Source organism: Pseudomonas anuradhapurensis (assembly GCF_014269225.2).
Lineage (GTDB): Bacteria > Pseudomonadota > Gammaproteobacteria > Pseudomonadales > Pseudomonadaceae > Aquipseudomonas > Aquipseudomonas anuradhapurensis.
Genome location: NZ_CP077097.1, coordinates 2,517,829 through 2,541,325, shown reverse-complemented (window position 1 = coordinate 2,541,325; position 23,497 = coordinate 2,517,829). Strand labels below are relative to the sequence as shown.

The window sequence follows — 23,497 nt, the reverse complement described above, 5'->3', positions numbered from 1 at the left end:
CTTTGGGCCAGTGCCGCACCTGTGGGAGCGGGCATGCCCGCGAAGAGGCCAGGCCTGCCGTATCAGCATCAGCCGCGCTGCGGCACACCCCTCACACCCGGCTGGCGGTTGGGCGCCATGCCATTGGCCTTGAGGGTCTGCTCGATGCTGTCGTACTGCTGGCCGATGCGGTAGATAGCGCGGGCTTCCTTGCCCGTGGCGATCTCCCGACCCAGCTCGTGGGCTACGCGCACGGTCTGCTGGATCTGCTGCACCGAGGTGAAGCGCTTGCCCCGCTGGTCGATGATGGTGTCTTCGTTGCCGCAGCGCGGGTGCAGGCCCATGGCCAGGGCCATGGTGTTGAACGGCAGCACATTCTTCAGCAGCGATTCGGCGGTGAGGGTACAACCGTCTGGCGCACGGTGGATGAAGTTGAAGAAGTTGAACGGGTTGGGGCCGTCGAAACCGCCGCCAATGCCGATCCAGGTCAGGTTCAGCGGGCCCATGTAGTCACCGCGGCGAACGATGCGCTCGAGGGTCTCCAGGGCGTGCATGCCGGTCAGCTGGAAATGCGGCTGGATGTTGCTGGCCTGCAGGCGACGCAGGTGTTCGCGGACCCAGGCCGGGCCGGCCGGCACGGTCATCTCGCTGTAGGCGGCATGGATCGCCGGGCTGGCCAACGTGGTGCCGTGCAGGTATTCAGGGTACAGCAGCTCCATGATGTTCATCTGCGTGGTGTTGATGGCCACGGTCACCTGGTCGGGGCGGGGCGTCAGCTCGGCGAGCATGTGCCGGGTGTCGTCCGACAGCCATTTGGCCGCCTCACCCTCGCTTTCCGGGGCGAAGGAAATCGACCCGCCGACCTGGATGATCATGTCCGGCACCGCTTCGCGCACCCCGGCAATCAGCTCGTTGAACTTGGACAGGCGCTTGGAGCCTTTGCCGTCCAGCTCACGCACGTGCAGGTGCAACACGGTGGCGCCTGCTTCATAGCAGTCGACGGCCTTCTGCACCTGCTCGTCCATGGTCAGCGGGATATCTTCGGGGAAGTCTTCGGGCATCCACTCCGGGCCATAGGGGGCCACGGTGATCACCACCTTTTCCATGTTTTCCGGGTGCAACGAATCGTCGAAGAATTGCATGCTGTAGTCCTCGCTATTGTTATTGTGCGGTTGCCGCCGATCATGGCGGCCGACCTAGAACGTAGCGCTGCCCTTGATCCCGGCGCGCTCCATCTTGCGATGGCACGGTGGGTAGTCCATGACGGCGTAGTGCTGGGTGCTGCGGTTGTCCCAGATCGCCACGCTGTTGGGCGTCCAGCGCCAGCGCACCTGGTACTCGGGCAGGTAGGCCTGGCTGATCAGGTAGCGCAGCAGGTCGCCAGCGCCGGGGTTGGCATCCTGGCCGAAGCGCACCCGCTGCGGGGTGTGGTAATTGCTGAAATGGGTGGTGAAAGCGTTGACGAACAACACCTTCTCGCCGGTTTCCGGGTGCGTGCGCACCACCGGGTGCTCGGCATCAGGGAACTGCGCCTTCAACGCCAGGCGCTTTTCCAGTGGCATGGCCGCGCCAAAGCTGGCCTCGATGCTGTGGCGGGCGCGCAGGCCTTCGATCCTGGCCTTCACATCGTCTGGCAGGTTTTCATAGGCCAGCACCATGTTCGCCCACATCGTGTCGCCACCCACTGGCGGGCATTCGATGCAACGCAGCACACAGCCCATGGGCGGTGCCTCGCGCCAGGTGGCATCGGTGTGCCAGGCATTTTCATAGCGGTCGTTGGCTTGGTCCGGGCGCTTGTAGATCTGCACCAGCCCCGGGTGCTCCGGGTCGCTGCCGGCCACCGGGTGGTCTTCCAGGTCGCCGAAGCGGCGGGCAAAGGCGACGTGTTCGGCGCGGCTGAAGTGCTGGTCGCGCAGGAACAACACACGGTGGCGGAGCAACTGTGCGCGCAGCTCGGCGAACAGGTCGTCGTCATGGACCGCATCGGCCAGGTTGACCCCAGCCACCTCCGCACCGATCGCGCAGGTCAGTTGTTCGATGTGCATGCTGTTGCCCTCTTCAGATGACGAAGATCGACGAGCCGGTGGTCTTGCGCGCTTCCAGGTCACGGTGGGCCTGGACGGCATCCTGCAACGCGTAATGCTGGTTGATTTCGATACGGATGCGCCCGCTACTGACGTGATCGAACAGCTCGCCGGCCAGGTCGGCCTTTTCTGCCGGGTCGGCGATGAAGTCGGCCAACGCCGGGCGAGTGAGCTGCAGCGAGCCCTTGATCGCCAGCAGCTGCGGATCGAAGGGCGGGATCGTGCCCGAAGCGGTGCCGACGCAGACCATCAGGCCACGGCGCTTGAGTGAATCGAGCGAGCCCATGAAGGTGCTCTTGCCGACGCTGTCGAACACCACGTTGACCCCTACCCCGTCGGTCAGCTCACGCACGCGCGTGGCCACGTCCTCGACGCTGTAGTTGATGACATGGGTGCAGCCATGCGCGCGGGCCACTTCGGCCTTGGCCTCGGTGGACACGGTGCCGATCACGTTCAGCCCGAGCAAGCGCGCCCACTGCGCGACGATCAGGCCAACCCCGCCCGCGGCAGCGTGCAACAGCAGGCTGTCGCCAGGCTTGAAGTCATGCAGCCGCCGCAACAGGTAGGCGCTGGTCAGCCCACGCATGGTCATGGCAGCGGCCGTTTCGAAGGCGATGGTGTCCGGCAGCTTGATCAATGCGGCAGCGGGAATCAGGCGCTCGGTGCAATAGGCACCGAGGGTATTGATAAAGCCGGTGTAGGTGACCCGGTCACCGACCGCGACCTGGCTCACGCCCTCACCCACTGCCTCTACCACGCCGGCAGCTTCCACGCCGATGCCGTTGGGCAGCGGGATCGGGTAGGTACCGTTGCGAAAATAGGTGTCGGCGTAGTTCAGGCCGACCGCCACCTGGCGCAAGCGCACCTGCCCCGGGCCGGGCTCACCGACTTCGACGTCCTCGTAGCGCAGTACCTCGGGGCCACCGGTCTGATGGAAACGTACGACTTTGGACATGCTTGTCTCTCCAATCATCGATCTGGACGCGAGGCGTCAGTTCTGGGTGATTGGACTGTATGCCCTTGGCGTCGAGGGTGCTTCGCATCGGACGACAGCGGGTTTTCATTTCATGACAGCTGGACGGTCGAGCCGCACTGCGCGCCCTGCCATTTATTCATGAGCTGCCTTGATGGTTACCCTTGGCCAGACTAATACTTAAAGCTCTGCCTGGGGAGGCACACAACATGCAACCAAGATTCGTCATCGTTCCGGCTGTGCCGATCGAAAAGGAGTCGTTCAGCCTGGGTGGCCGCGATTACCTCGCGACCGTTTGCCCAGGCTTCGACATCTACGACAACCAGGCCAAGGAACGGCTCAAGCCCAGCTATCCCAGCAGGAGCGACGCGCAGCTGCAGTGCGAGCGAATGAACAAGCGCTTTGATGTCGGATGATCGCGGCCGTCAGGCGCTATGCCCGGCTAACTGGCGTGGTCGGCTCAGGCTATCGAACTCAGTCCAGGCATTCCTTGGCGGCCTGCCGCAATTTGTCGCCTGACAGGAAGCTGCCTTTGTAGAAGGTAGCGCGGCTGCCCTGGCGATAGTCGACCACGTCCAGCACATCGTCGGATGCCACGGCGCTGGGTGCTGTCAGTCGATAACCGTGGGCGATGGACTTTTGTGTCGCCTGAGGCGCCAGCGCTTGCCATCTCGGCAGTACACAGGCGGCATATTGCTGGGGCGATTTGTGGGTCAGCTTGCTGGCGGTGGGTTTGCCAGGGGTCGCGCAACCGACAAGGCCGGTAGCCAGCACCGAGACGAGAAAGATACGAAAGGTAGACATTTGCAATTGGCCGTGGAGAACACGCGGTATTCTAACGGGGGCCGAGCGCGGATACTAATCAACCAAAGTTGATGGACCTGGCCAATGCACCAAGGGCCGGTCCCGCAGGTCAGTGAGCACTTGCGGGGCGGCCGGTTCGCTTCAATCCAGGGCGCCGTGCAACACCTCGTAGATAATCCCAGTCGCGACTGCCACCAGGATCAGGTCCACACCTGCCTGCATCCACTCATAACCGTCGTAATGCGGCAGCTGCCCCAACAGCCGGCCATCGAGCTTCTTGGCGATACCCGGCGGCAGTGGTTTGCCACGGGCCAGGTTCTTCTGGATACCCGGGGGCAGTGCCGGCCCGGCGTTCCAGTAACTGCGGTGGCCGGCCAGGATGTCGAGCACGTAGCCATGGTCGATCGAAGGGTGGCCATACCCGCCACTACCGCCACCATGGCCTTGACCTTGCTGGCCTTGGCCCTGACCCTGCCCGTGTTGGCCCTGGACATGCTGGTTCTTGCCATGGCCCTGCCCCTTACCGTTACCCGGGTCGGCAAAGGAAAGGGAAGGCCCCACTGCCAAGGCGATCGAGGTAACCAGTGCAACTACCGACCATCGACGCTTTGCCATATCTGTTTCCTTACGCTAGGGAGTCGTTCCAGTACTGTAGACCAAGCACCGGTGCCGGCACAGCCTGGCTCGAGCGCGAAGGCCTGGGCGTTGTACACCGGCAGAACCCAGCTGTATCGCCCTCGTCCGCACGTTTCCCGGGTCAGGCCGAACGGGCCTGACGGATAGGCAGCTCAACCCTGAATGTCGTACCGACACCCACCTCGCTGGCCACGTGGATCTCACCACCATGGCGCCTGATGATGCCGTAAGAAAGTGACAGCCCCAACCCGGTGCCCTGGCCGACGGGCTTCGTCGTGTAGAACGGGTCGAAGATCTTCTGCAGGCTCTCGGCAGGAATGCCACAGCCGTTGTCCGCGACTTCGATCCACACCCACTCGTCATTGGCGCCGGTTCGCAGGGTAATCCTGCCGCGTTCGGCGCCCATCGCCTGGGTGGCATTGACCAGCAGGTTCATCACCACCTGATTGATCTGCGACGGCAGGCATTCCACCTGCGGCAATGGCTGGTAGTCCTTGACCAGCTCCGCCTTGTGCTTGAGTTCGCTGGCAACGATGTTCAAGGTCGACTCGATGCCTTGATGCAGGTCTGCCAGCTGCCAGTCCTGGCTGGCGTCTACCCGGGAAAAGTCCTTGAGGTCCTTGACGATCCGCGCAACGCGACTGATGCCATCCTTGGATTCGCGGATCAGCGCCGGGATGTCCTCCAGCAGGTAGTCCAGTTCGATTTCCGTGCGCAATTTCGCCAGCTCCGCGCTGAGGCCCTCCGGAACCAGGTTGTTTTCCGCGTCGGCATAGGCCTTGAGTATGTTTTGCAAACGGCCGAAATAGTCATCCAGCGCGCCGAGGTTGGATGAAACGAAGCCAATCGGGTTGTTGACCTCATGGGCGACGCCGGCAGCCAGTTGGCCAAGCGAGGCGAGCTTTTCCGACTGGACCAACTGGTTCTCGAGCAGCCGGCGTTCATCCACCTCACGTTGCAGTGCTGCGCTAGCCTGGCTAAGGGCCTGGGTGCGCCGTTCAACCCGCTGCTCCAGTTCGTCATTGGCGCTGAGCAGCGCTCGGTTCACCCGGTTTATTTCGGCATAGCTGCGCATCAGCCACACCCCCATGTACAGCAGCAGCAAAACCAGCAGGGTGGAAAACACCAGCAGGTAGAAATGGTATCGCTGAGACGTGAGCAACGCGGCCTGCTCGTCGTGGTCCAGCATCAGGGCAATGGCGTCCAGACGCTCGGCGATCGGCACCGCCTCGATCGCTTCCAGCAATTGATCGACCTTGGGTTGTTCGCGCAGGATCAATTCTATGTGTTTGCTGATGGTATCGATGGGTACCTGAAAATCGACAGGCAAGCGCTCCTTGTTGACCGCAAGATCGTTCAAGCCAACGAGGATATCGGCAGCTTTGTCATCGGTCGTGGTTTGGGCAAACTCCAGGCTGCTGAGCATCAAGTCATAGGTGTCGCTGGTGATCCTGCGCAGGCGAAGCGTGTCGGCATCGACCAGTTGGCCTAGATGCGCCTGGATGACATCGGCTGCACCCGGGAGAAAAGCCAGTGAGTTGCGCAGAATCGCATTGTGCGTCTTGAAGCGCGACACCAGCAGGACCTTGTCGTCAAAGGCCTGTTGGTAGTCGCGAATGGCCGCTTGCCAGGCAGGCGTGGCCGTTTTCTGGTGGCGCCCTTCCAGCTTGTGGAACGCCTGCCACAGCCGCTTCATGTCCATCAACGGCAGCACCAGCGGGTCATAATTGTAATTGGTGGTGGTGCGTGCCTTCAGCACTGCGCTCTCCCACTGGGCGTCGTATTGCTTGATCTGGCGAATCAGATCACGCGCCTGGGCATAGGTACCGCTCTCATCGGACCTGGACATCCAGTACAGATAGACCAACACGGACGCCAGCAACATCACGCAGGTAGCCAACAGCAGCAGACTGCGCCGGGCATTCAGCTTCATAGCGGTTTGCCCTCCCACTGGCCGGTGAGGGTCTGGAGAAACTTGATGATCAGCGCTTTGTCACCGTCTCTTGGCGTGCGCCCCAACTGATAATGGAACATGGCGTCGACAGCGGCTTCCAGGGTAGGTGCCGAACCGTCATGAAAGTAAGGGGCTGTGACCGCTACGTTTCGCAGGCTGGGGACCTTGAACAGGTACAGGTCCTCCGGGTCGCCGGTCACGTTGTAGCGCCCTTTATCCGCCTGCGTAACGTTGCCACGGTTGGCGAAATAATCATCGAAAACGCCGAGTTTCTGCAGCATGTTGCCACCAATGTTCACGCCTTGGTGGCAGGCGATACATCCGTATTCCTGGAAGCGTTGGTAGCCATGCTTCTCATCCAGGCTGAGGCTGCTGGTGTCTCCCTGCAGGTATCGATCAAAGCGTGAATCCGGTGTCAACAGGGTGCGCTGGTAGGCAACCAGTGCGTCTTCGATGCCGCGGGCGGTCACTGGCTGGCGATAGGCGTCGGCAAACCCGGCGCGATAGGCCGGGTCGTTGGCAATGCGTTGGACGACCGCTCCCCAGTCATTGTCCTTTTCGGTCGAACTGCCGCTAACCAGGTGTACCAGCCCCTCAAACGATTGCGCACGCCCATCCCAGAACTGCAGGAAGTTCAGGCTGGCATTAAAAACGCTGGGGGTATTGACCGCCAAAGGCTTGCCATCGGCACCTGACGAGCGGGCCTGCCCGTCAGCGCCCCCCCGATCCAGGCGATGGCAATCGGCGCAGGATTGGCTGTTGTCAGGCGACAATCGTGCGTCATTGAACAACTTGCGGCCCAGCTCTACCCGCGCGGGGTCAAGCTTCGGTACTGCCGGCAGCGGCGTGAGTGGCCCACCGATGTTCTGGGCCAACGCCAATGCCGGCAACGGCACAAGCAGCGTGGCAATGATGCGAAGCTGCAGACTGGTCGGCACAGCACAACCCTCCCTGGCGAGATGCACGTTGCCTCCGAGCATAGTGAGGCCAACCGACAAAAGCTAACGGCAGAAGCAAATGTCATCTAGGCTGTAGCCAGGGAGCAGTCTGGCTGAAACCGGCAAGGAGCGATTCATGGAGCAACCCGTTACCGATGGCACCACAGACAAGCCCGTAGTACTTCTGGTGGACGACGAACCCTCGATTCTCAACAGCCTTCGTCGTTTGCTACGCAGCCAGCCGTACGAAGTCCTCCTAGCCGAAAGCGGCGCCGATGCCCTGCAGCTTCTCCAACAGCGCCCGATCAACCTGGTGATGAGCGATGCACGTATGCCGAACATGGACGGTGCCACGCTATTGGCGCACGTGCATGAGCGGTATCCCGACACGTTGCGCATTCTGCTGACCGGTTACGCTGATACCGACACCATCGCGAAGGCCATCAACGACGGGCATATCTATCGTTACATCAGCAAACCCTGGAATGACGAAGAGCTGCTGGTCGCCTTGCGTCAGGCGCTGGCCCACCAACATTCGGAAAGCGAGCGAAAACGCCTGGAACAACTCACTCGGGTTCAGCTCCAGCAACTCAAGGCACTCAACGAGAGCCTTGAACAGCGCGTAGCCGCACGCACCGCCGAATTGCAGCAGACCGCCGACATGCTTGACCTTGCCTATGAAGAGCTCAAGCGCAGTTACGTGACCAGCACCGAATTCTTTTCGCAATTGGGCAACATGCGCCTGCCCAAGGCCAAGCAGACCAACCGGCAAGTCATCGACCTGATACAGGTGTACTGCACCAGCCATAAGCTGGACGACGCGACCTGCCGCAACCTGACCATGGCGGCTGCGCTGTACAACATCGGCAAGATGAGCTGGACCGACAGCATGCTCACCTGCCCAGCCGACCTCATTGCACCCCAGGAACGCGAACTGTACCGCTCATACCCGAAACAGAGCGAAGCGCTGGTCATGACCCTGGACCCCATGAAAGAAGCCGCGCAACTCATCCTGCACCACCAGGAACGCTGGGACGGCAGCGGTTTTCCGGGCCATCTAAAGGGCGAGGCAATTCCATTGGGGGCCCGCTGGCTGAAAATGGCCGTGGACTTCATCGAGTTGCAGCGCGGGCTGGTCCTGGAGCGCCAGCTCAATAGCGATGAAGCCCTGCTGTACATTCGCAAATATGCCGGAAAGTTGTACGACCCAGAGCTGGTGGAAGATTTCGTCAACGTCTGCGCCGAGTATATGCGCGACATCACCTTGACCGACCCGGCCATCAAGGTGTTGGGCACGCACGAGTTGGCCGAAGGCATGATATTGGCGCGTAACCTTCATGCCGACAACGGCATGCTGCTGTTGAATGCCGGCAAGGTCCTGAGCGGCCTGCTGGTAAAGAAACTGATTGCCTTCGAAGAAATGGAAGGCGGCAAATACAGCGTGTTCGTCAGGATTCCCGAGGAGGCCGGCAGCGCTCAGCCAGCACCCGCAGTGGCAGGCTGACCCAAGGGTTCCAGCCAGCACAACGCAAAGACGATTGGCCCGTCACAAGAGCGCCCTGCGCACCCCCTCGTCGATCACCTGCGCCTTGTAAGGGTTGTCACCGTTCTCTTGAATGATGATGCCAAGCACCATCGCCCGCAGCGTAGCGGGGTGCCTGAGGTCGATCGGCTCGGTGCTGCGCACGCCCAGGTTGCGGGCCACCGCTTCGGCATAGGCGCGAGTGTCGTTCTCGCTAGTCGGCGCCCAGCGGCTGATGGCCTCGAGCACGGTATCGATGCCTTTTGCGCCCAAGCCGGGCATACCGTCCTTGCCGCGATAGTTGATGAGCAGCTTGGCAAGGGCGCGGATGCCGTTTTCCGGCTGGTCGAAACGCGCGAAGCGCGGCCGCGCCACGCCCTCTTCCATGCCCAGCTGCCCTTGCCAGGGGTTGCGCGGGTTGAAGTCGATGTTGCCGGGGTTGTTGTTGCGTATGCCACGTGGCGTACTCATCAGGAGCCCTCCTGTACCGCTTGATCCGTACTGCCGTCACTGCTGTTGATGACGGCGCAACCCATGAGTTTTCTCCAGGCAGGAAAATCCCCGCCAAATGGCAGCTTGCCGCAATCTGCTCGTCATTCCGCCCGGCACCACCAGGACTGGGCGAACAGCACGCCGTCGATCTCCTCGACGCCATTGATGTTCATCCCGAGCTGGGCCATGCCGTTGACCTTGGCATCGTGCAGCCGCGGAATGATGTCGGGCCCGGGCGTCGGGTTGAACACCCAGGCCTGGGTGGAAACCCGCCCCAGCGGTTCGCTGTGGTGATCGCCAATGTGAACGTCGGCGCGTAATGCCGGCACCTTTCTCAACTGGTCGGACGGTATGGCGATGCCGCGCGCCCGGCGGCGTACGATGAGGAAATACATGCTGCACCAGATGCTGTATATCGATACAGTATTTGAGCACCCACAGACAGCACCGCACCAGTACCATTCGGCGGGCTATGCTTACTCGCCAAGGCAGGAGGGCGACGTATGTGTGGCAGGCTCAGCCAGTACCGCGGCATCCATGACTTCGTTACCGCCCTGAGCTTGCCGGGGGCCTGGCAGAACAATGTCGGCGAGCAGCCCCTGGGTCGCTACAACATCGCGCCGACAACGCCGGTGGCCGTGCTGCGGGTGGATGACGCTGGCCTGCGCGCAGACCTGGTGAAATGGGGATGGCGGCCACACTGGGCGACTGACCGCGCAGCGCCGATCAATGCCCGTGTGGAAAAAGTGGCGCACGGCGCTTTCTTCCGGGCTATCTGGCCGTACCGGGCGATCACGCCAGTCGACGGCTGGTATGAATGGGTCGATGAAGGCGGGCCGCGGAAACAGCCCTATTACATCCGCCGCCGGGATGGGCGCCCTGCCCTGTGTGCATCGATTGGCCAATTTGCCGGCACCGCCTGCGACGGCTTCGTGATCATCACCGCCGATGCCCAAGGCGGCCTGGTGGATGTGCACGACCGCAGGCCTGTCGTGCTCTCGCCAGAACTGGCTCGCGCGTGGATCGTCGCCGCCATGCCGAGCGAGCAGGCGGAGCAACTGGTGCTCAACCTGGGTGAGCCCGCAGAGCACTTCGAATGGTACCGGGTGAGCCCGGCCGTGGGAAATGTGCGCAACCAGGGCGCTGAACTTATCGTTCCGCTGTCATGACCTATGCTGTGCTTGTTTTATCGTCGTACCTAGATGCCAGTTCCAGAAGCAGCGAACCGAGGAATGGAGACCTGATATGCCAGCTTGCCCCTTGCCCGTAGACGAAGCGCTGCGCCAGCGCACACTCGACGACATGAACCTGGTCGACACGCCTGCCGAGCATTACCTCGATACCCTGGTGCGGCTCACCCAGGACCTGGCCCACGTCGACACGGTGCTTATCAGCCTCATCGATCAGGACCGCCAGTGGTTCAAGGCGCGTATAGGGCTCGAGGCCAGCGAGACGACGCGCAGTGTCTCCTTCTGCGGCTACGCCATTCTCGGCGAAGATACCTTGATGGTCCCGGATGCCAGGCACGATACGCGCTTCGTCGACAACCCGCTGGTACTCAACGCACCCTATATCCGCTTCTATGCCGGCCACCCCTTGCGCGCCGGAAACGGCAAAGCCATCGGTACGCTGTGCATGTTCGACCCTCGCCCGCGTGAGCTCAGCAAAGCCCAGCAAGCGAATTTCAAGGACCTGGCCACACTCGCGGAAGGCTACCTGCAACTACGGGCCCTGGCGCAGGTCAACCGCGATCTACGCCTTGAAATGGATCGCGAGCAGCGCAAAGCCTTGCTCGATCCGCTGACTCAACTGTGGAACCGCGGCGCGTTGGCGGCCTTTGAAGGGCATCAGCGGCGATTGGCCGAACAGAATGGCTTACAGCTGGGTGCAATTTATGCAGACCTGGATCATTTCAAATCCATCAATGACCGGTACGGCCATTCCGGCGGCGACAAAGTGCTCTGCGAATGTGCCCGGCGTCTGCGCGCGGCACTTCGCCCCGATGACCTGCTGGTGCGCCATGGCGGTGAAGAATTTGTCGCCATATTGCAGGTCAAGGACGGCGAAGAGCTGCGGCGCATCGCCGAACGAATCCGTGAACTGGTCGGTAGCGCACCGATGCAGTTGGCCAACGGTCAATTGAACGTCAGCCTGAGCATAGGCTGCACCCTGTTCGCCAACGCCGAAACGATGGAGGATGCGCTGAACCGCGCCGACACAGGGCTCTACATGGCCAAACAGCAAGGGCGTGACCAGGTCGTCTACCGGGCGCCGCCGGCATGAGCGGAGCGTGGTTCCGGGGCTGGCAACAGGCGGCTGTGCTCCCTGTGCCTCTCGTCATAACGTAAAAGACGCCCGGAATTGGTCAACACCAGCAATGTGCTGAGGTTGTGCAACAACGCCGCGACCATTGCCCCTGCTGCCCCGAGGATGCCAAACGCTGCCGCCACGACAATGGCCAAGGTCCAGCCCAGGCCGATCAGCACGTTCACCTGCAGGGTGCGGCGGCAGCGGCGGCTGAGGCGGATGCAGGTGCCCAGGCGCCGCAGGTCACCGTTGATCAGCACGATATCCGCTGCGGCCAGCGCGATATCAGCGCCGCCCGCACCGATCGCCACCCCCACCACACCGGCTTTCAGCGCCAGTGAATCATTGATGCCATCTCCGACTACCAGCGGCCGCAGGCCAATCTGCAGCTCATGGTTGACCTGATGCATTTTGTCTTCTGGCAGTGCTTCGGCTACCACCCGCGCGATACCAACCTGGGCGGCGATCGATTCGGCCACACGCTTGCGGTCACCGGTCAACAGCAATTGGCGCTCAAGGCCCAGTTCTCGCAACTGCTGCATCGCCTCGGCGGCTTCGGCGCGCACATTGTCGGCCAGGAGCAGCCAGGCCAGAAACCGGCCATTCAGGGCCAAGCCAGCAATCGGGCCATCATGTTCAGGCAGCGTGGGCACTTCAATGCCCAACTGGCTGAACAGCTCCGGGCGGCCCAATGCGGCTTCGCCCTCGACCGCGCGGGCCACTACGCCAAAGCCCTGGCGCTCCTGAACATCCACCAGCGGCAGATACCGGTCGTGCGCCAGCAACGACGCCAGGGCCCGGCTGACCGGGTGGCTGCTGGCCGCACCGAGACTGGCGGCCAGCTCGATGACAGCGGCCTGCGACAACTGGCTCGAGAGGCCGACCACGCTGTGCAGGCGCAGGTCGCCGTAGGTCAGGGTGCCAGTCTTGTCGATCACCAGCGAAGACAGGTCGGCGAGCTCTTCGAGAAAGGCCGACCCGCGAATCAGGATGCCGTGCCGAGCAGCAACGGCAATGCCTGCCACCGCTGTCGCCGGCGCGGACAGCACCAATGCACACGGGCAAGCCGCCACCAACACGGCCAGCATGGCCTGCGCATCGCGGGTAATGAACCAGGTCGCGGCGGCGATCAGCAGCACCAGAACCATGTAGCGCCCAGCGTACCGCTCGAGCAGCCGCGTGATTGGCGGCTTGGCCTGTTCGGCGCGCTGCATCAGCGCGATCACCTTGCCCAAGGTAGAGTCCTCGCCGACGCGGGTCACCTCCACGCGCAACAGGCCATCGAGGTTGATCGAGCCACCATGGATATCCATGCCAGGGCTGACTTCCTGCGGGACCGACTCACCGGTGATGGCCGCAGTATCGAGGCTGGCCTGCCCTGCGACGACCCGGCCATCGGCGGGCACACGGTCGCCGGCACGGACCTCGACCTGGTCGCCAGGCGCAAGGCTGGCGTTATCGACCTCGCGCACCTGGCCATCGGCACCGATCAGGCGCGCATGGCTGCGGGTCAGTTGCCCAAGCGCGGCAATGGCTTCCTGCGCACCCAGCACGCTGCGCTCTTCGAGGACATGGCCAAAGATCATGATGATTGGCAGCAGTGCCGCGGTGGCCAGGTCACCGGTCGCCCAGGCGCCCAGCATGGCCAAGCCGATAAGCTGGTCGGTGATACCGTGCAGGCTAGGATGCAGCAGGCTGTGCCACGACGCGCGCAAAACCGGGATGGCTACCAGTAGCGAGGCAACGCCCAGGAGCATCTGGCTGACCCCTTCCTGGGTCGGTGCCAGCCAGCGCCAGACCAGCCCCAACCCCAGAAGCCCCAGCGCCAGCATTGCCAGGATCAGCTGGCGGCCGGCCGTGCGCCGTTCGGCCTGCGACAGCAAGCCCGAGGTGAGATGGGTATGGGCGTGATGATGATGCCCGTGGCCATGGCAGTGGTGGGTACTCATCGCGAACAGCTCCAGAAATAAACGTGAACCGGGGCGGCCCGGCAAGGAACGAGTGGGCAAGGCACTGTGCTCATGGCTTTGGCCCCTGCAGGATCATGTGCCCGGCATCATCCTTGTTGACGGTGGTAACCGCGCCTGCACGGGCAAGAATTGCCGGTACGCGCTCCTGGTAGAGGCGTTGCAACAGTTGCGGATCCTGCTGTTGCGTCAAACCGACGATCGTCGCCGTCTCGGCCTGGGCTCGCGCCAGGCGCTCACTGGCCTCGGCCTGGGCCACCTGTACGGTGCGGTCTGCTGCCTGGGTGGCCTGCTGCAGTTGCCGTGCGGCGTCGTTGCGGGCTTTTGCCACCGCCTGCTCGGCCTGCTGGCTGGCGGTGAGCACAGCGTTGAACGCACTGACCGCGGACCAAGGCAAGGAGGACTGGATGTCGACCCGCGCCACTTCGACCCCCAGGCTGGCCCCGGCCGAGCGCAGGCGCGCCAAGCTGGCATTGATGCCCTGCTGGAGGTCGCCGCGAAGTTGTTCGCGGTGCTCGGCCACTTGGGCATCCGTCCCAACCAGTTCAGGGCGCGCCACCAGGATCGCATCCATGTCGCGCGAGGCGCAGATCAGCACCGCGTTACGCTCTACCAGGCGGTCCAGGGCGGCCTCGACATGCGGCCGCTGGCGCGCGAAAGCATACGGGTCAGTCACGGTGTAGAACACCCGCACGTCCATCTGCACGGCGCCGGCATCGCCGGTCAGGAGAAAGCCGGAGCCTGCCGTGGCGTCACTGGCCAGGGTGCCGTCCTTGTCGGACTTCTGCGCCAGCTCGGAGCGCAGCAGCACCTCGACCCGACGCTCGGTAACCCGCCCCGCCGAGGGCAACATCACCACCTGCTCGAACGGTTGTGGCCATGCCAGCAGCAAGCCGGCATTCTGGATGCGCGCTTCGGCGCCGAGGCGCAACACCACTGCGCGGCTTTCCGGACCCACCTGGCGCACATTGCCGAACAGCCAGCCCACTGCCGCCAGCAGGGTCACCGCGTAGAGCACCAGGAAGCCGATGCGCGCGGACTGCAACCACGGGCCGTCGGGTAACCGCGACGACAGCTGTTCAGCGATGGCCATGGTCAGCTCCAGCCGGCAACGCCGGCCCCTCCACCAGCGCACGGAACGGCGCCGCGTCGGTGCGCAACACCAGGCGCGTAGCAGGGTTGATCACCGAGCCCAGGGTATCCAGCGAGCGCAGCAAGGTGTACAGCTCTGGCGCACCGGCGTATGCCTTGCCATAGATGTCCGCCGCCTGTACTTGCGACTGGGCCTGGATCTGCGCGGCCTTCACGTTCGCGTCGGCTTGCAGGATCCTGGCGTCACGCTCGGCGGCCGACTGGATTTCCGCAGCCTTGCGCTTGCCTTCAGCAGTGCGCTCGGTGGCGATGGTTTCGCGCTCGGCACGCATACGGTCGACGGTGGCATCGAGGGTAACCTTGGGCAGGGTCAGGCGCTCGATCCCCACCTGCACCACACGTACCCCATAAGTGTTGAGCAGTTGCTGATCGATCCGGTCCTGCAGGCGCTGCTCGAACGCATCGATACGCACCCGGCTGGCGTCGACATTGACCAGGTCTGCCAATTCGAAGCCACTGGCCGTGGTTTCCAGTGCCGAACCCACCAGGGTGCGAATCTGCCGCGCCGCCTCGTCCGGCTGGTTCTGCACCGCGCGCATGAACAGCTGGATGCGCTGTGGGTCGGGTGCTACCTGCCAGGCGATGTAGGCCTGGACAATGATGCGCAGGCCATCGCGGGTACCGACATCCTGCAGCCCGCTCGAGGTGGTGCGCAGGCGCAGGTCGACCGGTACCGCTGCCTCGAACGGCACCGGCCAGCGCCAGGCCAGGCCAGGCTCCATCAGCACGCGTGAGGGGTTGCCGAAGCGCGTGATGACGGTTGCCTCGCCTACCCGCACCTGGACAAAACACGCTGTCGCCGCCATCACCAGGACAAGCAGCAATGCCACGCCAAGGCGCAGCCAGGCCGGCCGGGCAACTGCGGGGGCATGATCATGGTCATGCTCATGACCGTGGCTATGGCTGTGGTCATGGCTGTGGTCATGACCATGGGTAGAATGGGAATTCACTGGTTACGCTCCTGGGTGCGTCCGGATGCAGGTACTGCCGGTGTAGGGTCGACAGGCACAGCGAAGCTGCGCAGGTCCAAGGTCGGTGCCTGGGTTGCCGCCAGGCGGTGGTCGATAATCAGGCTGCTTGCCCCGGCCATCCCCTGGGACAAACGCTCCAGGTACTGCTCCAGCAGAAAAGCCTGGCCAGCGTGCTGCCACGCGGTACGTTCGGCGGCGAATCGCAGCGCGGCGGTGTTGGCCGCGGTTTCGGTTTCGTGCGCCTCGGCAGTGGCCTTGTCGGTCAGCGATGTTGCCGTGAAGCGCGCCTGGTTGAGCGTCTGCATGGCCTGCCCACGATCGCGGGCGATCAGCGCCTGGGCGGTGATCTGCGCAGCCTGCACGGCATGGTAGGCATGAGCCGCGCCCGCTGGCGGGTGAATCGCCTCCACTGAGGTGGCCAGCAGTTCCACGCCGCTGTCCATTCGGTCCAGGTCGGCCTGCACCGCACGGCCTATGTCCCGGCCGAGCGCCGCACGCTCGGCGCCGAGCAAGCCATCCAGCGACCGGCCAGCGAAATCGTGGACCAGCACGCGGTTGGCAACGCTGCGCAGCAGTTGTGCAACGTCGGTGCTGTGGTAGGTTGCCGCGAGGGCCGCCGCGTCACTCATGCCGATACGGTAGATGAAACGCACGTCCATGTTCACGATCTGCAAGCCCTGGCGCCCGCCCTCGGCGCCGGCAATCACTTGTGAATTCTCGCTCAGGTGGGTGGCATCCCACAGCCGGTTGGCCGCTGCCGGCGCTGGCCCTTCGGCGGCGGCCAAGGTGTCCGCCGCCTTGGCCGCGCCGGAGGTGGCCAGCTCATGGATGATGCTGTTGTCTACCTCCAGTACCTTGCCAAAAGGCCAAGGCAGGCCGGCATGCAGGCCCGGCTGATACACCTCCAGCGGCTTGCCAAAACGTTCATATACGCCGCGATTGTTCATCGGCACTTCGACGATGCCGGTCAACAACCAACCGACCACCGCCACCAGCGCCGCTACCGGCGCGAACGCTTTGCGCATGAAGGCAAAGGCCCATACCTGGCGCAAGTCGATACCCAGGCGCTGATGCAATTCGTTCTGCAGCACGGAGATCGGGCGCGGTGGCCATTGCAGCATGTCGCCGACCAGGCTGCGCGCTACCAGCGCAGGCTCTTCGCCTGGGCGCCAGGGGCGAAACAGCGCCAGCCCTGCCCGCGACAACAGCTCGAGCGCTGCCAGCCCAGGCAGCACACTGATCAATACCGCCAGGCGCGCCGGCCACAGGCGTTCGCCGTCAATGAAGGCCAGGCAGCCAATGGTCACTACCTGCACGGCGATGACTACCCGTATCATCGCCGCGAGAGCCCTGGCCTCGGGCCAGGTCGCTGCGCTTTCCCCCATCAGGTGGCACTCGGCCACAACCAGGCAGAACGCGAACACGGCCAGGATGCCGATCGCCACCCAGGTCACCTGGCCGGCAACCAGCGGTACAGGCAAATCGAGGCGCCAGGCATTGTTGACCAACAGCAGCGCCAGCCCTGCCAGGCCAACAAGCCAAGGCGTCTCTGCGCCAAGCTTGTGCAATTGCCGCCGGCACGCTTCGCCAACCTGCGCACACCAGCGATCGAAACGGCTGAGCGATTGCGACTCGGCCGTTTCCACCGCAGCGCTGCGCCAGAACGCCAACTGCAGCGGCGTCTCGCCCAGCAGGGTCGCGCGCCAGTTGGCTACCCGCCAGGCAGATTGCGCAGCCGCAGCCAACAGCAACAGCGCAGCGGCATTGACGGCGAGCAGGACCAACCAATGGGAGTCCGGGCTGAATACCCCGACCAGGCCCTGTAGCATCATCAGCAGCGTGGCGATTGCCAGTGCCAGATAGGTCAACTGCACCAGTTTGCGCGCGTGCGCCGGCGCACGCTGGAAACGGGGGAACCCATCGAGGGCAGTGGCCTCGGTGTCTAGATCGACGCTCATGAACACTCCTGAAAATACCGGCCACCGCGAGTCAGCTCCTCGGAAGACCGGTAACAATTTGCAACATCTCCGTAACGTTATAACAAAGGATGTAAAAAATCTGTTTAACGTTGAGCGATGGCTACTGCTGCTGAACGAGCAGGATATTCGGTGGATTGGAGCAGACATGCCAAGCGAGCACGCCGGGCAACGGATGCTCAATCTCGGCGCACCGGCCGAGACCTTTGAGTGCCACCAGGTGAGCACGGCCGTTGGCAATGTGCGAAGCGAGGAATCTACGTTGGTTGAGGGTCAATCAGCGCAACCGGAAGGCTGACCTCGGGTGGGCTTCCAGCGGCAAGTCATCTTTGGCAGTTCGACTCTGCTGACTATCAGAATTGTCTGATTAAGCGTATGGCGGGTCCCGGCGTAACTTGGCGCATCCATTTACCGAGCATGCACCATGCGAGACTCAAGGCAAACTTATAAGCAAGCAAGCAAGCATTATAATGGCTGGAATATAGTTATATCAAGTATATTCTTAACTATTTCTGCGTGTGTTTCATTATCTCATGACACCTTAAACGAAACATCTAGCGAGACAGAGAGCATCCGCTTAAACGAGGCTTACCATCGTTTAACGACCGAGCACCCCGAATTCAACTGGAAATTCGTTGAGGGGCTCGGCAAATGATTAAACCTATTACATCACTGGCAGCTTGTATTTTTTTCGCTGCACCTTCGCTCTCGTTTGCAGCGTGCGCGTTTTACGACGGCCATTCACAAAAACAGATAAGTATAAGTATACCCTCCACGCTTTCCATCCCCAGAGACGCAGCGGTCAACACCGTGATTTACGAATCCCCGGCTAAAACTTTTAATGGCAGTGCATCGTTTAATTGCACAACCACATTCACGACCGGGATTAAAAACAATATAGGAACGGACTCAACGTCAACTTATTTCCCAATAGGAAGTACGGGGCTTTCGTGGCAATGGATTTATGATGGTAAAGGATATAATGGATTTGGCAGCGGAATCACTCAAAACCCTGGAGGATACGGTTTCAATAACACTACACACGCCCTACGCATAGTTAAAACTGGAGATATTTCACCAGGCGCAACCATTCCGGCTGGGACCCTAGGGTATATGCAAGTAGAATCGGCGAGCTTAAGACCTTTAGCCATGACGATAGACAAAAGCTCCTCCATTATACTTCAATCGTGCGAAACTCCAAACATTGCCGTTGATATGGGCGAGCACAACCTTAGCGTATTTTCAAGAAGTGGAAATGCCACACCACCCAAAGCCTTCAATATAAAACTAAACAACTGCCCGAGCGGAATCAGAAAAGTGAGCTATAGCTTGTCTGCCACCTCAGGCGCCCCTGCAGTGGACGGCGCACTCGGAATTATCAAATTAAACACAAGCTCAACAGCAAAAGGTATAGCACTGCAATTGCTTGACGGCAATCAGACCCCCATACAACTCGACAAAACCTATGTCTTCAATGAATACTCAACAGACGGTGGAAACTTCTCCATACCCCTCAGTGCCAAGTATATTCGTACCCTGCCGAATGGGGATGCCGGCCAATACGATGAGGGAATGAGCGCGGGTTCCGCCAACAGCGAAGTGACCTTCGTTATGAACTATTTGTGACTACTGCCTGGGCGTGGCGGTTTCCCGATAGCGGTGAACGTCAGTGCGCTTTACGTTTAGCCACTTCCCTGCCACGTGGCGGTGAGCGGGTCAGTGTGTCATATCCCGGCCAGATCGTAACGTTGTCGCCGGCGGCGCTCATACGTTTTATGGGGATTGTCGCTGTGCTGGCTGCCGTTATCCAGCAGCACAGTCGGCAGAGCCAGCGCAAGGTCTTAGTTGCCATCCCGCGCAGCGCGGAGAACTTCGCCACCTGATCCAGGTTATCCCGTCGCTGGTCGTCGGTAAGCTCGGTGATGCGCAGGTTTCTCAGCTTCTGTCCGGTGCTGCGGAACACCTTGCGAACGTTTCGCCCTAACTCCTCCATGGCCACGCCGGTCTGCTCATGCGGTGGGACCCAGCGGTAGCCACGCCCTCGTACCGACTGCAGGCAAACCTGGTGATTGCACGGATGGCTATCACCGAAATCGGCTGCATTGGCCCATGCTCGCCGCAAGTGCTTCGACCTGCATGTGGCGAATATGTGTTTGTCGGACGCTTACCAAGTACCCGCTAAGGGGTAGTGTTCAATACGGCACTCATGGGGATGACCATCGCCCTTACACGTCCCATCCAGATATCGGTAGTTGATGTGCATCAACTGGCCTTTTTTGGGCCACTGCCTGCGTGGGAGCGTGCTTTGGTAATCAGCAGTTTCCGGTACGAATGTGATAGTCGCCCCCTTTTCCGGGCATTCTGCCGTGATCGATGCCTGGCTTACCTTCACGACCTGGGCCTGTAGCTTTGGATAGGGACGCTTCAACACATCAGTGATATGTAGCTCCATACGGCAAATTTGCCACGTCGATGCTTGTACTGGCTGGCACATTGCGAAGAAGGGAATGGCAAATAGGGCGTAGCGAGTTGCACGGTAGTCCATTATTGGCCCTGCGTTGAATATTGATATCCGAGGCATTATCAGACGTGGACTCACCGAATCATAGGGCGATCCTGTCTCGCGCGCATTCAGCCAAGTCGATGCGCGCCCAAGCCATGCAAGGTGACTTCAGCGAACGCTTACGGTTGATACGCGCGCCCGGCGCGACCTTGATGCTTTTCGGGAACCGCAACGTCATGACTCGACTCCTTGAGGAAGGCAATGGGCCTTCATCCCCCAAAGGTAGCGTTGTGCCTTCCAACGAACCGCACCCAGTCCATTGCTGGAAAGCCCATGGACTGGGGAATGATGACCTAGGCGGTCAATGTGCAAGATGAAAACGGGAAAATCGCTCAGCAGAAAGCTGAGTTGAGCCGCCTGAAGGATGAATTCGAAGCATTGAAGGCCGGCAACGCAGCAGCTCTCGCCTCAATTTCAGCGGCCCTACGTGAAATCCCAGGCTACACCAAGGTCATGGAGTAGATGCTTACTCATACCCTTAAGCATGGGTGGCCGCTTACGAACATCCCGAACAACGAAGTAACCGAGACAGCGTTTTCCGCTCCGCTTCGATTCCTGCTGAATGATCAGCAAGAGGCGCGCTCGTTCTTCCGCGGAAAGTGATTTCAGGGAACATAATCGTTCCTTTTCGTAAATCGACACGCAAGCCATGAACCGAAACCAGCACGAACGGATCATGGCTTTCCTTTGTGGTTTGATGGCCTGCCCTACTCCGCTGCCTCGGCCATCACTGTCAGCGCCTCGTTCTCCATGAGGCGAAGATCGTGAAAGGCCTCAGACAAATCAATCCTCTTGGCCCAGTATCTTGGCGGCCCCGGGGATCGCGGCGTAATCGAGCCCTGACGGCCCGCCCGGCCCCAAGCGCCATTGGGTGCCCAGCGCTTCAAATAGGCAGAACGCCCTGGCTGCCGGTGATGGTTGCGCGCTCTTGCCGGCTTACGCTCCCTTGCGGGCACGGTTACAGCTGCCAGCACGCTCGAAAGAGGTCGATCCCTTTACCTTGGACGAGGCGAATCTGATCATTGCCGAGCTGTACAAGCACCCTCACTGGCCGAGCCAGATATATGCGGCAAAGGGCAATTCACCGAATCGCCGTTCGTCTTCCCGCCTGGGAAGAATGGGGAGCATGTCAAGCAGACGTCGGACCTGCACCATCAGTGGCGCCTGTCCTCAAAGGTTTGGGGATCAAATATCGCCCCCCGTATAACTGTCGCCACACCTATGCGACAATATGCTTAATGTCTGGTCTCAACCCCGCATTTATCGCCCAACAGCTGGGTCACAGCGTCCAAATGCTGCTGTCGACGTATGCCCGTTGGCTCAACTCAAGCTCCGACTGGAGCGAGCTGGAAAAACTCAAAATTGGTATCAAATCGGTATCAGCGTGAAAGCCAGCTCTGTAAGTGACTGATAGGTAAGCCCTTTGATCTCCACCGCCAACATCACCATGCAGTTCGGCTCCAAGCCGCTGTTCGAAAACGTTTCCGTCAAATTCAACAACGGCAACCGCTACGGCCTGATCGGCGCCAACGGTTGCGGCAAGTCGACCTTCATGAAGATCCTCGGCGGTGACCTGGAGCCGTCCGCCGGCCAGGTCATGCTCGAGCCGAACACGCGCCTGGGCAAGCTGCGCCAGGACCAGTTCGCCTACGAGGAATTCACCGTGATCGACACGGTGATCATGGGCCACGCCCAACTGTGGAAGGTCAAGGCCGAACGCGACCGCATCTATTCGCTGCCGGAAATGACCGAGGAAGACGGCATGGCCGTCGCCGAGCTGGAAACCGAGTTCGCCGAAATGGACGGCTACACCGCCGAATCACGCGCCGGTGAACTGCTGCTGGGCCTGGGTATTCCGCTGGAGCAGCACTTCGGCCCGATGAGCGAAGTGGCCCCTGGCTGGAAGCTGCGTGTGCTGCTGGCCCAGGCGCTGTTCTCGGACCCGGACGTGCTGCTGCTCGACGAACCGACCAACCACCTGGATATCAACACCATCCGCTGGCTGGAAAACATCCTCACCGCGCGTAACAGCACCATGGTGATCATTTCCCACGACCGGCACTTCCTCAACAGTGTCTGCACCCACATGGCCGACCTGGACTACGGCGAGCTGCGCCTGTTCCCGGGCAACTACGACGAATACATGACCGCCGCTACCCAGGCGCGCGAGCAACTGCTGGCCGACAATGCCAAGAAAAAGGCGCAGATCGCCGAGCTGCAGACTTTCGTCAGCCGCTTCTCGGCCAACGCCTCCAAGGCCAAGCAGGCCACCTCGCGGGCCAAGCAGATCGACAAGATCCAGCTGGCCGAGGTCAAGCCATCGAGCCGGGTGAGCCCGTTCATCCGCTTCGAGCAGACCAAGAAGCTGCACCGCCAGGCCGTGACCGTCGAGAAAATGTCCAAGGCGTTCGACGACAAGGTGCTGTTCAAGGACCTGGGCTTCACCATCGAAGCCGGCGAGCGCGTGGCGATCATCGGCCCCAACGGTATCGGCAAGACCACCCTGCTGCGCACCCTCGTCGGTGAAATGACCCCGGACAAGGGCGAAGTGAAGTGGACCGATAGCGCCGAAGTGGGCTACTACGCCCAGGACCACGCTCACGACTTCGAAGAAGACATGACCCTGTTCGACTGGATGGGCCAGTGGACTTCCGGCGAGCAGGTGATCCGCGGCACCCTCGGGCGCATGCTGTTCTCCAACGACGAGATCCTCAAGTCGGTGAAGGTGATCTCCGGTGGTGAGCAAGGCCGCATGCTGTTTGGCAAGCTGATCCTGCAGAAGCCGAACGTGCTGGTCATGGACGAGCCGACCAACCACCTGGACATGGAATCGATCGAGGCGCTGAACCTGGCGCTGGAAAACTACCCGGGCACCCTGCTGTTCGTCAGCCACGACCGGGAGTTCGTGTCATCGCTGGCCACCCGTATCATCGAACTGTCGGCCGATGGCGTGGTGGACTTCAGCGGCACCTACGACGATTACCTGCGTAGCCAGGGTGTGCTGGTCTGATTGAAGGCCCAGGCCTGGCCATTTGCGTGGCCGGGCCGGCCTCTTCCCGCTCCCACAAGGCGCCTGCAGGCCCTGTGTGAGCGGTCTACCCGCGAACACCGATGCCACAAGCGGGCACTCCAGACGAATAATTCGTTAGCCTGCTTTCTTTTCCTTTGCGCAACGGCCA

At 61.5% G+C, this 23,497-nt stretch carries 23 protein-coding genes and 1 pseudogene; 9 read left to right on the top strand and 15 right to left on the bottom strand.

What is annotated here, in order from left to right; all coding sequences use genetic code 11:
* Nucleotides 1–68: 68 nt before the first annotated feature.
* From HU763_RS11855 to HU763_RS11845, 3 genes are read right to left on the bottom strand one after another with little or no spacing between them, the layout of a single operon-like run.
* Entirely contained in the window at nucleotides 69–1,121 is a 1,053-nt protein-coding gene (locus tag HU763_RS11855) for a beta-keto acid cleavage family enzyme (protein ID WP_186685009.1), read from the bottom strand.
* A gap of 54 nt (nucleotides 1,122–1,175) precedes the next feature.
* A complete protein-coding gene (locus HU763_RS11850) occupies nucleotides 1,176–2,024 on the bottom strand; it encodes a TauD/TfdA dioxygenase family protein (protein WP_186685007.1) in 849 nt (282 codons plus the stop codon).
* Nucleotides 2,025–2,037: 13 nt separating this feature from the next.
* Complete coding sequence (locus tag HU763_RS11845; protein WP_186685005.1) at nucleotides 2,038–3,018, bottom strand: quinone oxidoreductase family protein; 981 nt, start codon at nucleotides 3,016–3,018, stop codon at nucleotides 2,038–2,040.
* Between the two features lie 227 nt (nucleotides 3,019–3,245).
* Here HU763_RS11845 and HU763_RS11840 point away from each other — a divergent pair, with 227 nt between their 5' ends.
* A complete protein-coding gene (locus HU763_RS11840; RefSeq protein ID WP_186685004.1) occupies nucleotides 3,246–3,452 on the top strand; it encodes a hypothetical protein in 207 nt (68 codons plus the stop codon).
* A 58-nt stretch (nucleotides 3,453–3,510) separates the two neighbouring features.
* On the opposite strand, the gene HU763_RS11835 is transcribed toward HU763_RS11840, so the two are convergent.
* The 4 genes from HU763_RS11835 to HU763_RS11820 form a co-directional block, all read right to left on the bottom strand.
* On the bottom strand, nucleotides 3,511–3,840 hold the full coding sequence (locus tag HU763_RS11835; protein WP_189665669.1) for a hypothetical protein: 330 nt from the start codon (nucleotides 3,838–3,840) through the stop codon (nucleotides 3,511–3,513).
* 141 nt (nucleotides 3,841–3,981) lie between these two features.
* Complete coding sequence (locus tag HU763_RS11830) at nucleotides 3,982–4,455, bottom strand: anti-virulence regulator CigR family protein (RefSeq protein WP_186685003.1); 474 nt, start codon at nucleotides 4,453–4,455, stop codon at nucleotides 3,982–3,984.
* 142 nt (nucleotides 4,456–4,597) lie between these two features.
* The gene (locus HU763_RS11825; protein ID WP_186685002.1) at nucleotides 4,598–6,409 is read right to left on the bottom strand and encodes a DAHL domain-containing protein; all 1,812 of its coding nucleotides are present in this window, start codon (nucleotides 6,407–6,409) and stop codon (nucleotides 4,598–4,600) included.
* Nucleotides 6,406–7,410: a cytochrome-c peroxidase gene (locus tag HU763_RS11820; RefSeq protein WP_186685001.1), complete on the bottom strand. Its 1,005-nt coding sequence runs from the start codon at nucleotides 7,408–7,410 to the stop codon at nucleotides 6,406–6,408. Before HU763_RS11820 ends, HU763_RS11825 begins: the two co-directional genes overlap by 4 nt.
* A gap of 94 nt (nucleotides 7,411–7,504) precedes the next feature.
* On the opposite strand from HU763_RS11820, the gene nosR reads away from it, so the two are divergent.
* Complete coding sequence (gene nosR, locus HU763_RS11815) at nucleotides 7,505–8,872, top strand: response regulator c-di-GMP phosphodiesterase, NosR family (RefSeq protein WP_186685000.1); 1,368 nt, start codon at nucleotides 7,505–7,507, stop codon at nucleotides 8,870–8,872.
* Between the two features lie 42 nt (nucleotides 8,873–8,914).
* On the opposite strand, the gene HU763_RS11810 is transcribed toward nosR, so the two are convergent.
* Together HU763_RS11810 and HU763_RS11805 are read right to left on the bottom strand one after the other, a co-directional pair.
* Nucleotides 8,915–9,361, bottom strand: a complete 447-nt coding sequence (locus tag HU763_RS11810) for a structural protein P5 (RefSeq protein ID WP_186684999.1) — start codon at nucleotides 9,359–9,361, stop codon at nucleotides 8,915–8,917.
* 122 nt (nucleotides 9,362–9,483) lie between these two features.
* On the bottom strand, nucleotides 9,484–9,777 hold the full coding sequence (locus tag HU763_RS11805) for a hypothetical protein (protein ID WP_186684998.1): 294 nt from the start codon (nucleotides 9,775–9,777) through the stop codon (nucleotides 9,484–9,486).
* A gap of 108 nt (nucleotides 9,778–9,885) precedes the next feature.
* Here HU763_RS11805 and HU763_RS11800 point away from each other — a divergent pair, with 108 nt between their 5' ends.
* Nucleotides 9,886–10,551: an SOS response-associated peptidase gene (locus HU763_RS11800; RefSeq protein WP_186684996.1), complete on the top strand. Its 666-nt coding sequence runs from the start codon at nucleotides 9,886–9,888 to the stop codon at nucleotides 10,549–10,551.
* 76 nt (nucleotides 10,552–10,627) lie between these two features.
* Nucleotides 10,628–11,665 (top strand): GGDEF domain-containing protein, encoded by a 1,038-nt coding sequence (locus HU763_RS11795; RefSeq protein ID WP_186684994.1) that lies wholly within the window; start codon nucleotides 10,628–10,630, stop codon nucleotides 11,663–11,665.
* On the opposite strand, the gene HU763_RS11790 is transcribed toward HU763_RS11795, so the two are convergent.
* The 4 genes from HU763_RS11790 to hflK (HU763_RS11775) form a co-directional block, all read right to left on the bottom strand.
* Nucleotides 11,644–13,638 carry a heavy metal translocating P-type ATPase gene (locus HU763_RS11790; RefSeq protein WP_186684992.1) on the bottom strand — a complete coding sequence of 665 codons (1,995 nt, stop codon included), beginning with the start codon at nucleotides 13,636–13,638 and terminating at the stop codon, nucleotides 11,644–11,646. The two genes, HU763_RS11795 and HU763_RS11790, sit on opposite strands and share 22 nt — an antisense overlap.
* Before the next feature lie 70 nt (nucleotides 13,639–13,708).
* Complete coding sequence (hflK, locus tag HU763_RS11785) at nucleotides 13,709–14,749, bottom strand: protease modulator HflK (protein ID WP_186684990.1); 1,041 nt, start codon at nucleotides 14,747–14,749, stop codon at nucleotides 13,709–13,711.
* The gene (gene hflC, locus HU763_RS11780; protein ID WP_186684988.1) at nucleotides 14,736–15,758 is read right to left on the bottom strand and encodes a protease modulator HflC; all 1,023 of its coding nucleotides are present in this window, start codon (nucleotides 15,756–15,758) and stop codon (nucleotides 14,736–14,738) included. Before hflC ends, hflK (HU763_RS11785) begins: the two co-directional genes overlap by 14 nt.
* Entirely contained in the window at nucleotides 15,755–17,737 is a 1,983-nt protein-coding gene (gene hflK, locus HU763_RS11775) for a protease modulator HflK (RefSeq protein WP_186684986.1), read from the bottom strand. The genes hflC and hflK (HU763_RS11775) overlap by 4 nt, the downstream gene beginning before the upstream one ends.
* On the opposite strand from hflK (HU763_RS11775), the gene HU763_RS11770 reads away from it, so the two are divergent.
* Together HU763_RS11770 and HU763_RS24725 are read left to right on the top strand one after the other, a co-directional pair.
* Nucleotides 17,736–18,053 carry an SOS response-associated peptidase family protein gene (locus HU763_RS11770; protein ID WP_186684984.1) on the top strand — a complete coding sequence of 106 codons (318 nt, stop codon included), beginning with the start codon at nucleotides 17,736–17,738 and terminating at the stop codon, nucleotides 18,051–18,053. The genes hflK (HU763_RS11775) and HU763_RS11770 overlap by 2 nt on opposite strands.
* Nucleotides 18,054–18,406: 353 nt before the next feature.
* Complete coding sequence (locus tag HU763_RS24725) at nucleotides 18,407–19,381, top strand: fimbrial protein (RefSeq protein WP_186684982.1); 975 nt, start codon at nucleotides 18,407–18,409, stop codon at nucleotides 19,379–19,381.
* Between the two features lie 40 nt (nucleotides 19,382–19,421).
* On the opposite strand, the gene HU763_RS24720 is transcribed toward HU763_RS24725, so the two are convergent.
* The gene (locus HU763_RS24720; RefSeq protein WP_225931949.1) at nucleotides 19,422–19,754 is read right to left on the bottom strand and encodes a hypothetical protein; all 333 of its coding nucleotides are present in this window, start codon (nucleotides 19,752–19,754) and stop codon (nucleotides 19,422–19,424) included.
* Between the two features lie 870 nt (nucleotides 19,755–20,624).
* On the opposite strand from HU763_RS24720, the gene HU763_RS11755 reads away from it, so the two are divergent.
* On the top strand, nucleotides 20,625–20,780 hold the full coding sequence (locus HU763_RS11755) for a hypothetical protein (protein ID WP_186684981.1): 156 nt from the start codon (nucleotides 20,625–20,627) through the stop codon (nucleotides 20,778–20,780).
* 321 nt (nucleotides 20,781–21,101) lie between these two features.
* Here the strand turns inward: HU763_RS11755 and HU763_RS24710 are convergent, their stop codons facing one another.
* Nucleotides 21,102–21,179 carry a DUF1799 domain-containing protein gene (locus tag HU763_RS24710; RefSeq protein ID WP_234454526.1) on the bottom strand — a complete coding sequence of 26 codons (78 nt, stop codon included), beginning with the start codon at nucleotides 21,177–21,179 and terminating at the stop codon, nucleotides 21,102–21,104.
* A 97-nt stretch (nucleotides 21,180–21,276) separates the two neighbouring features.
* Between HU763_RS24710 and HU763_RS24705 the strand changes: the two are divergent.
* Nucleotides 21,277–21,706, top strand: a pseudogene (locus tag HU763_RS24705) (site-specific integrase); the annotation flags it as partial.
* A gap of 35 nt (nucleotides 21,707–21,741) precedes the next feature.
* Nucleotides 21,742–23,328 (top strand): ABC-F family ATPase, encoded by a 1,587-nt coding sequence (locus tag HU763_RS11745; RefSeq protein ID WP_170029732.1) that lies wholly within the window; start codon nucleotides 21,742–21,744, stop codon nucleotides 23,326–23,328.
* Nucleotides 23,329–23,497 lie beyond the last annotated feature (169 nt).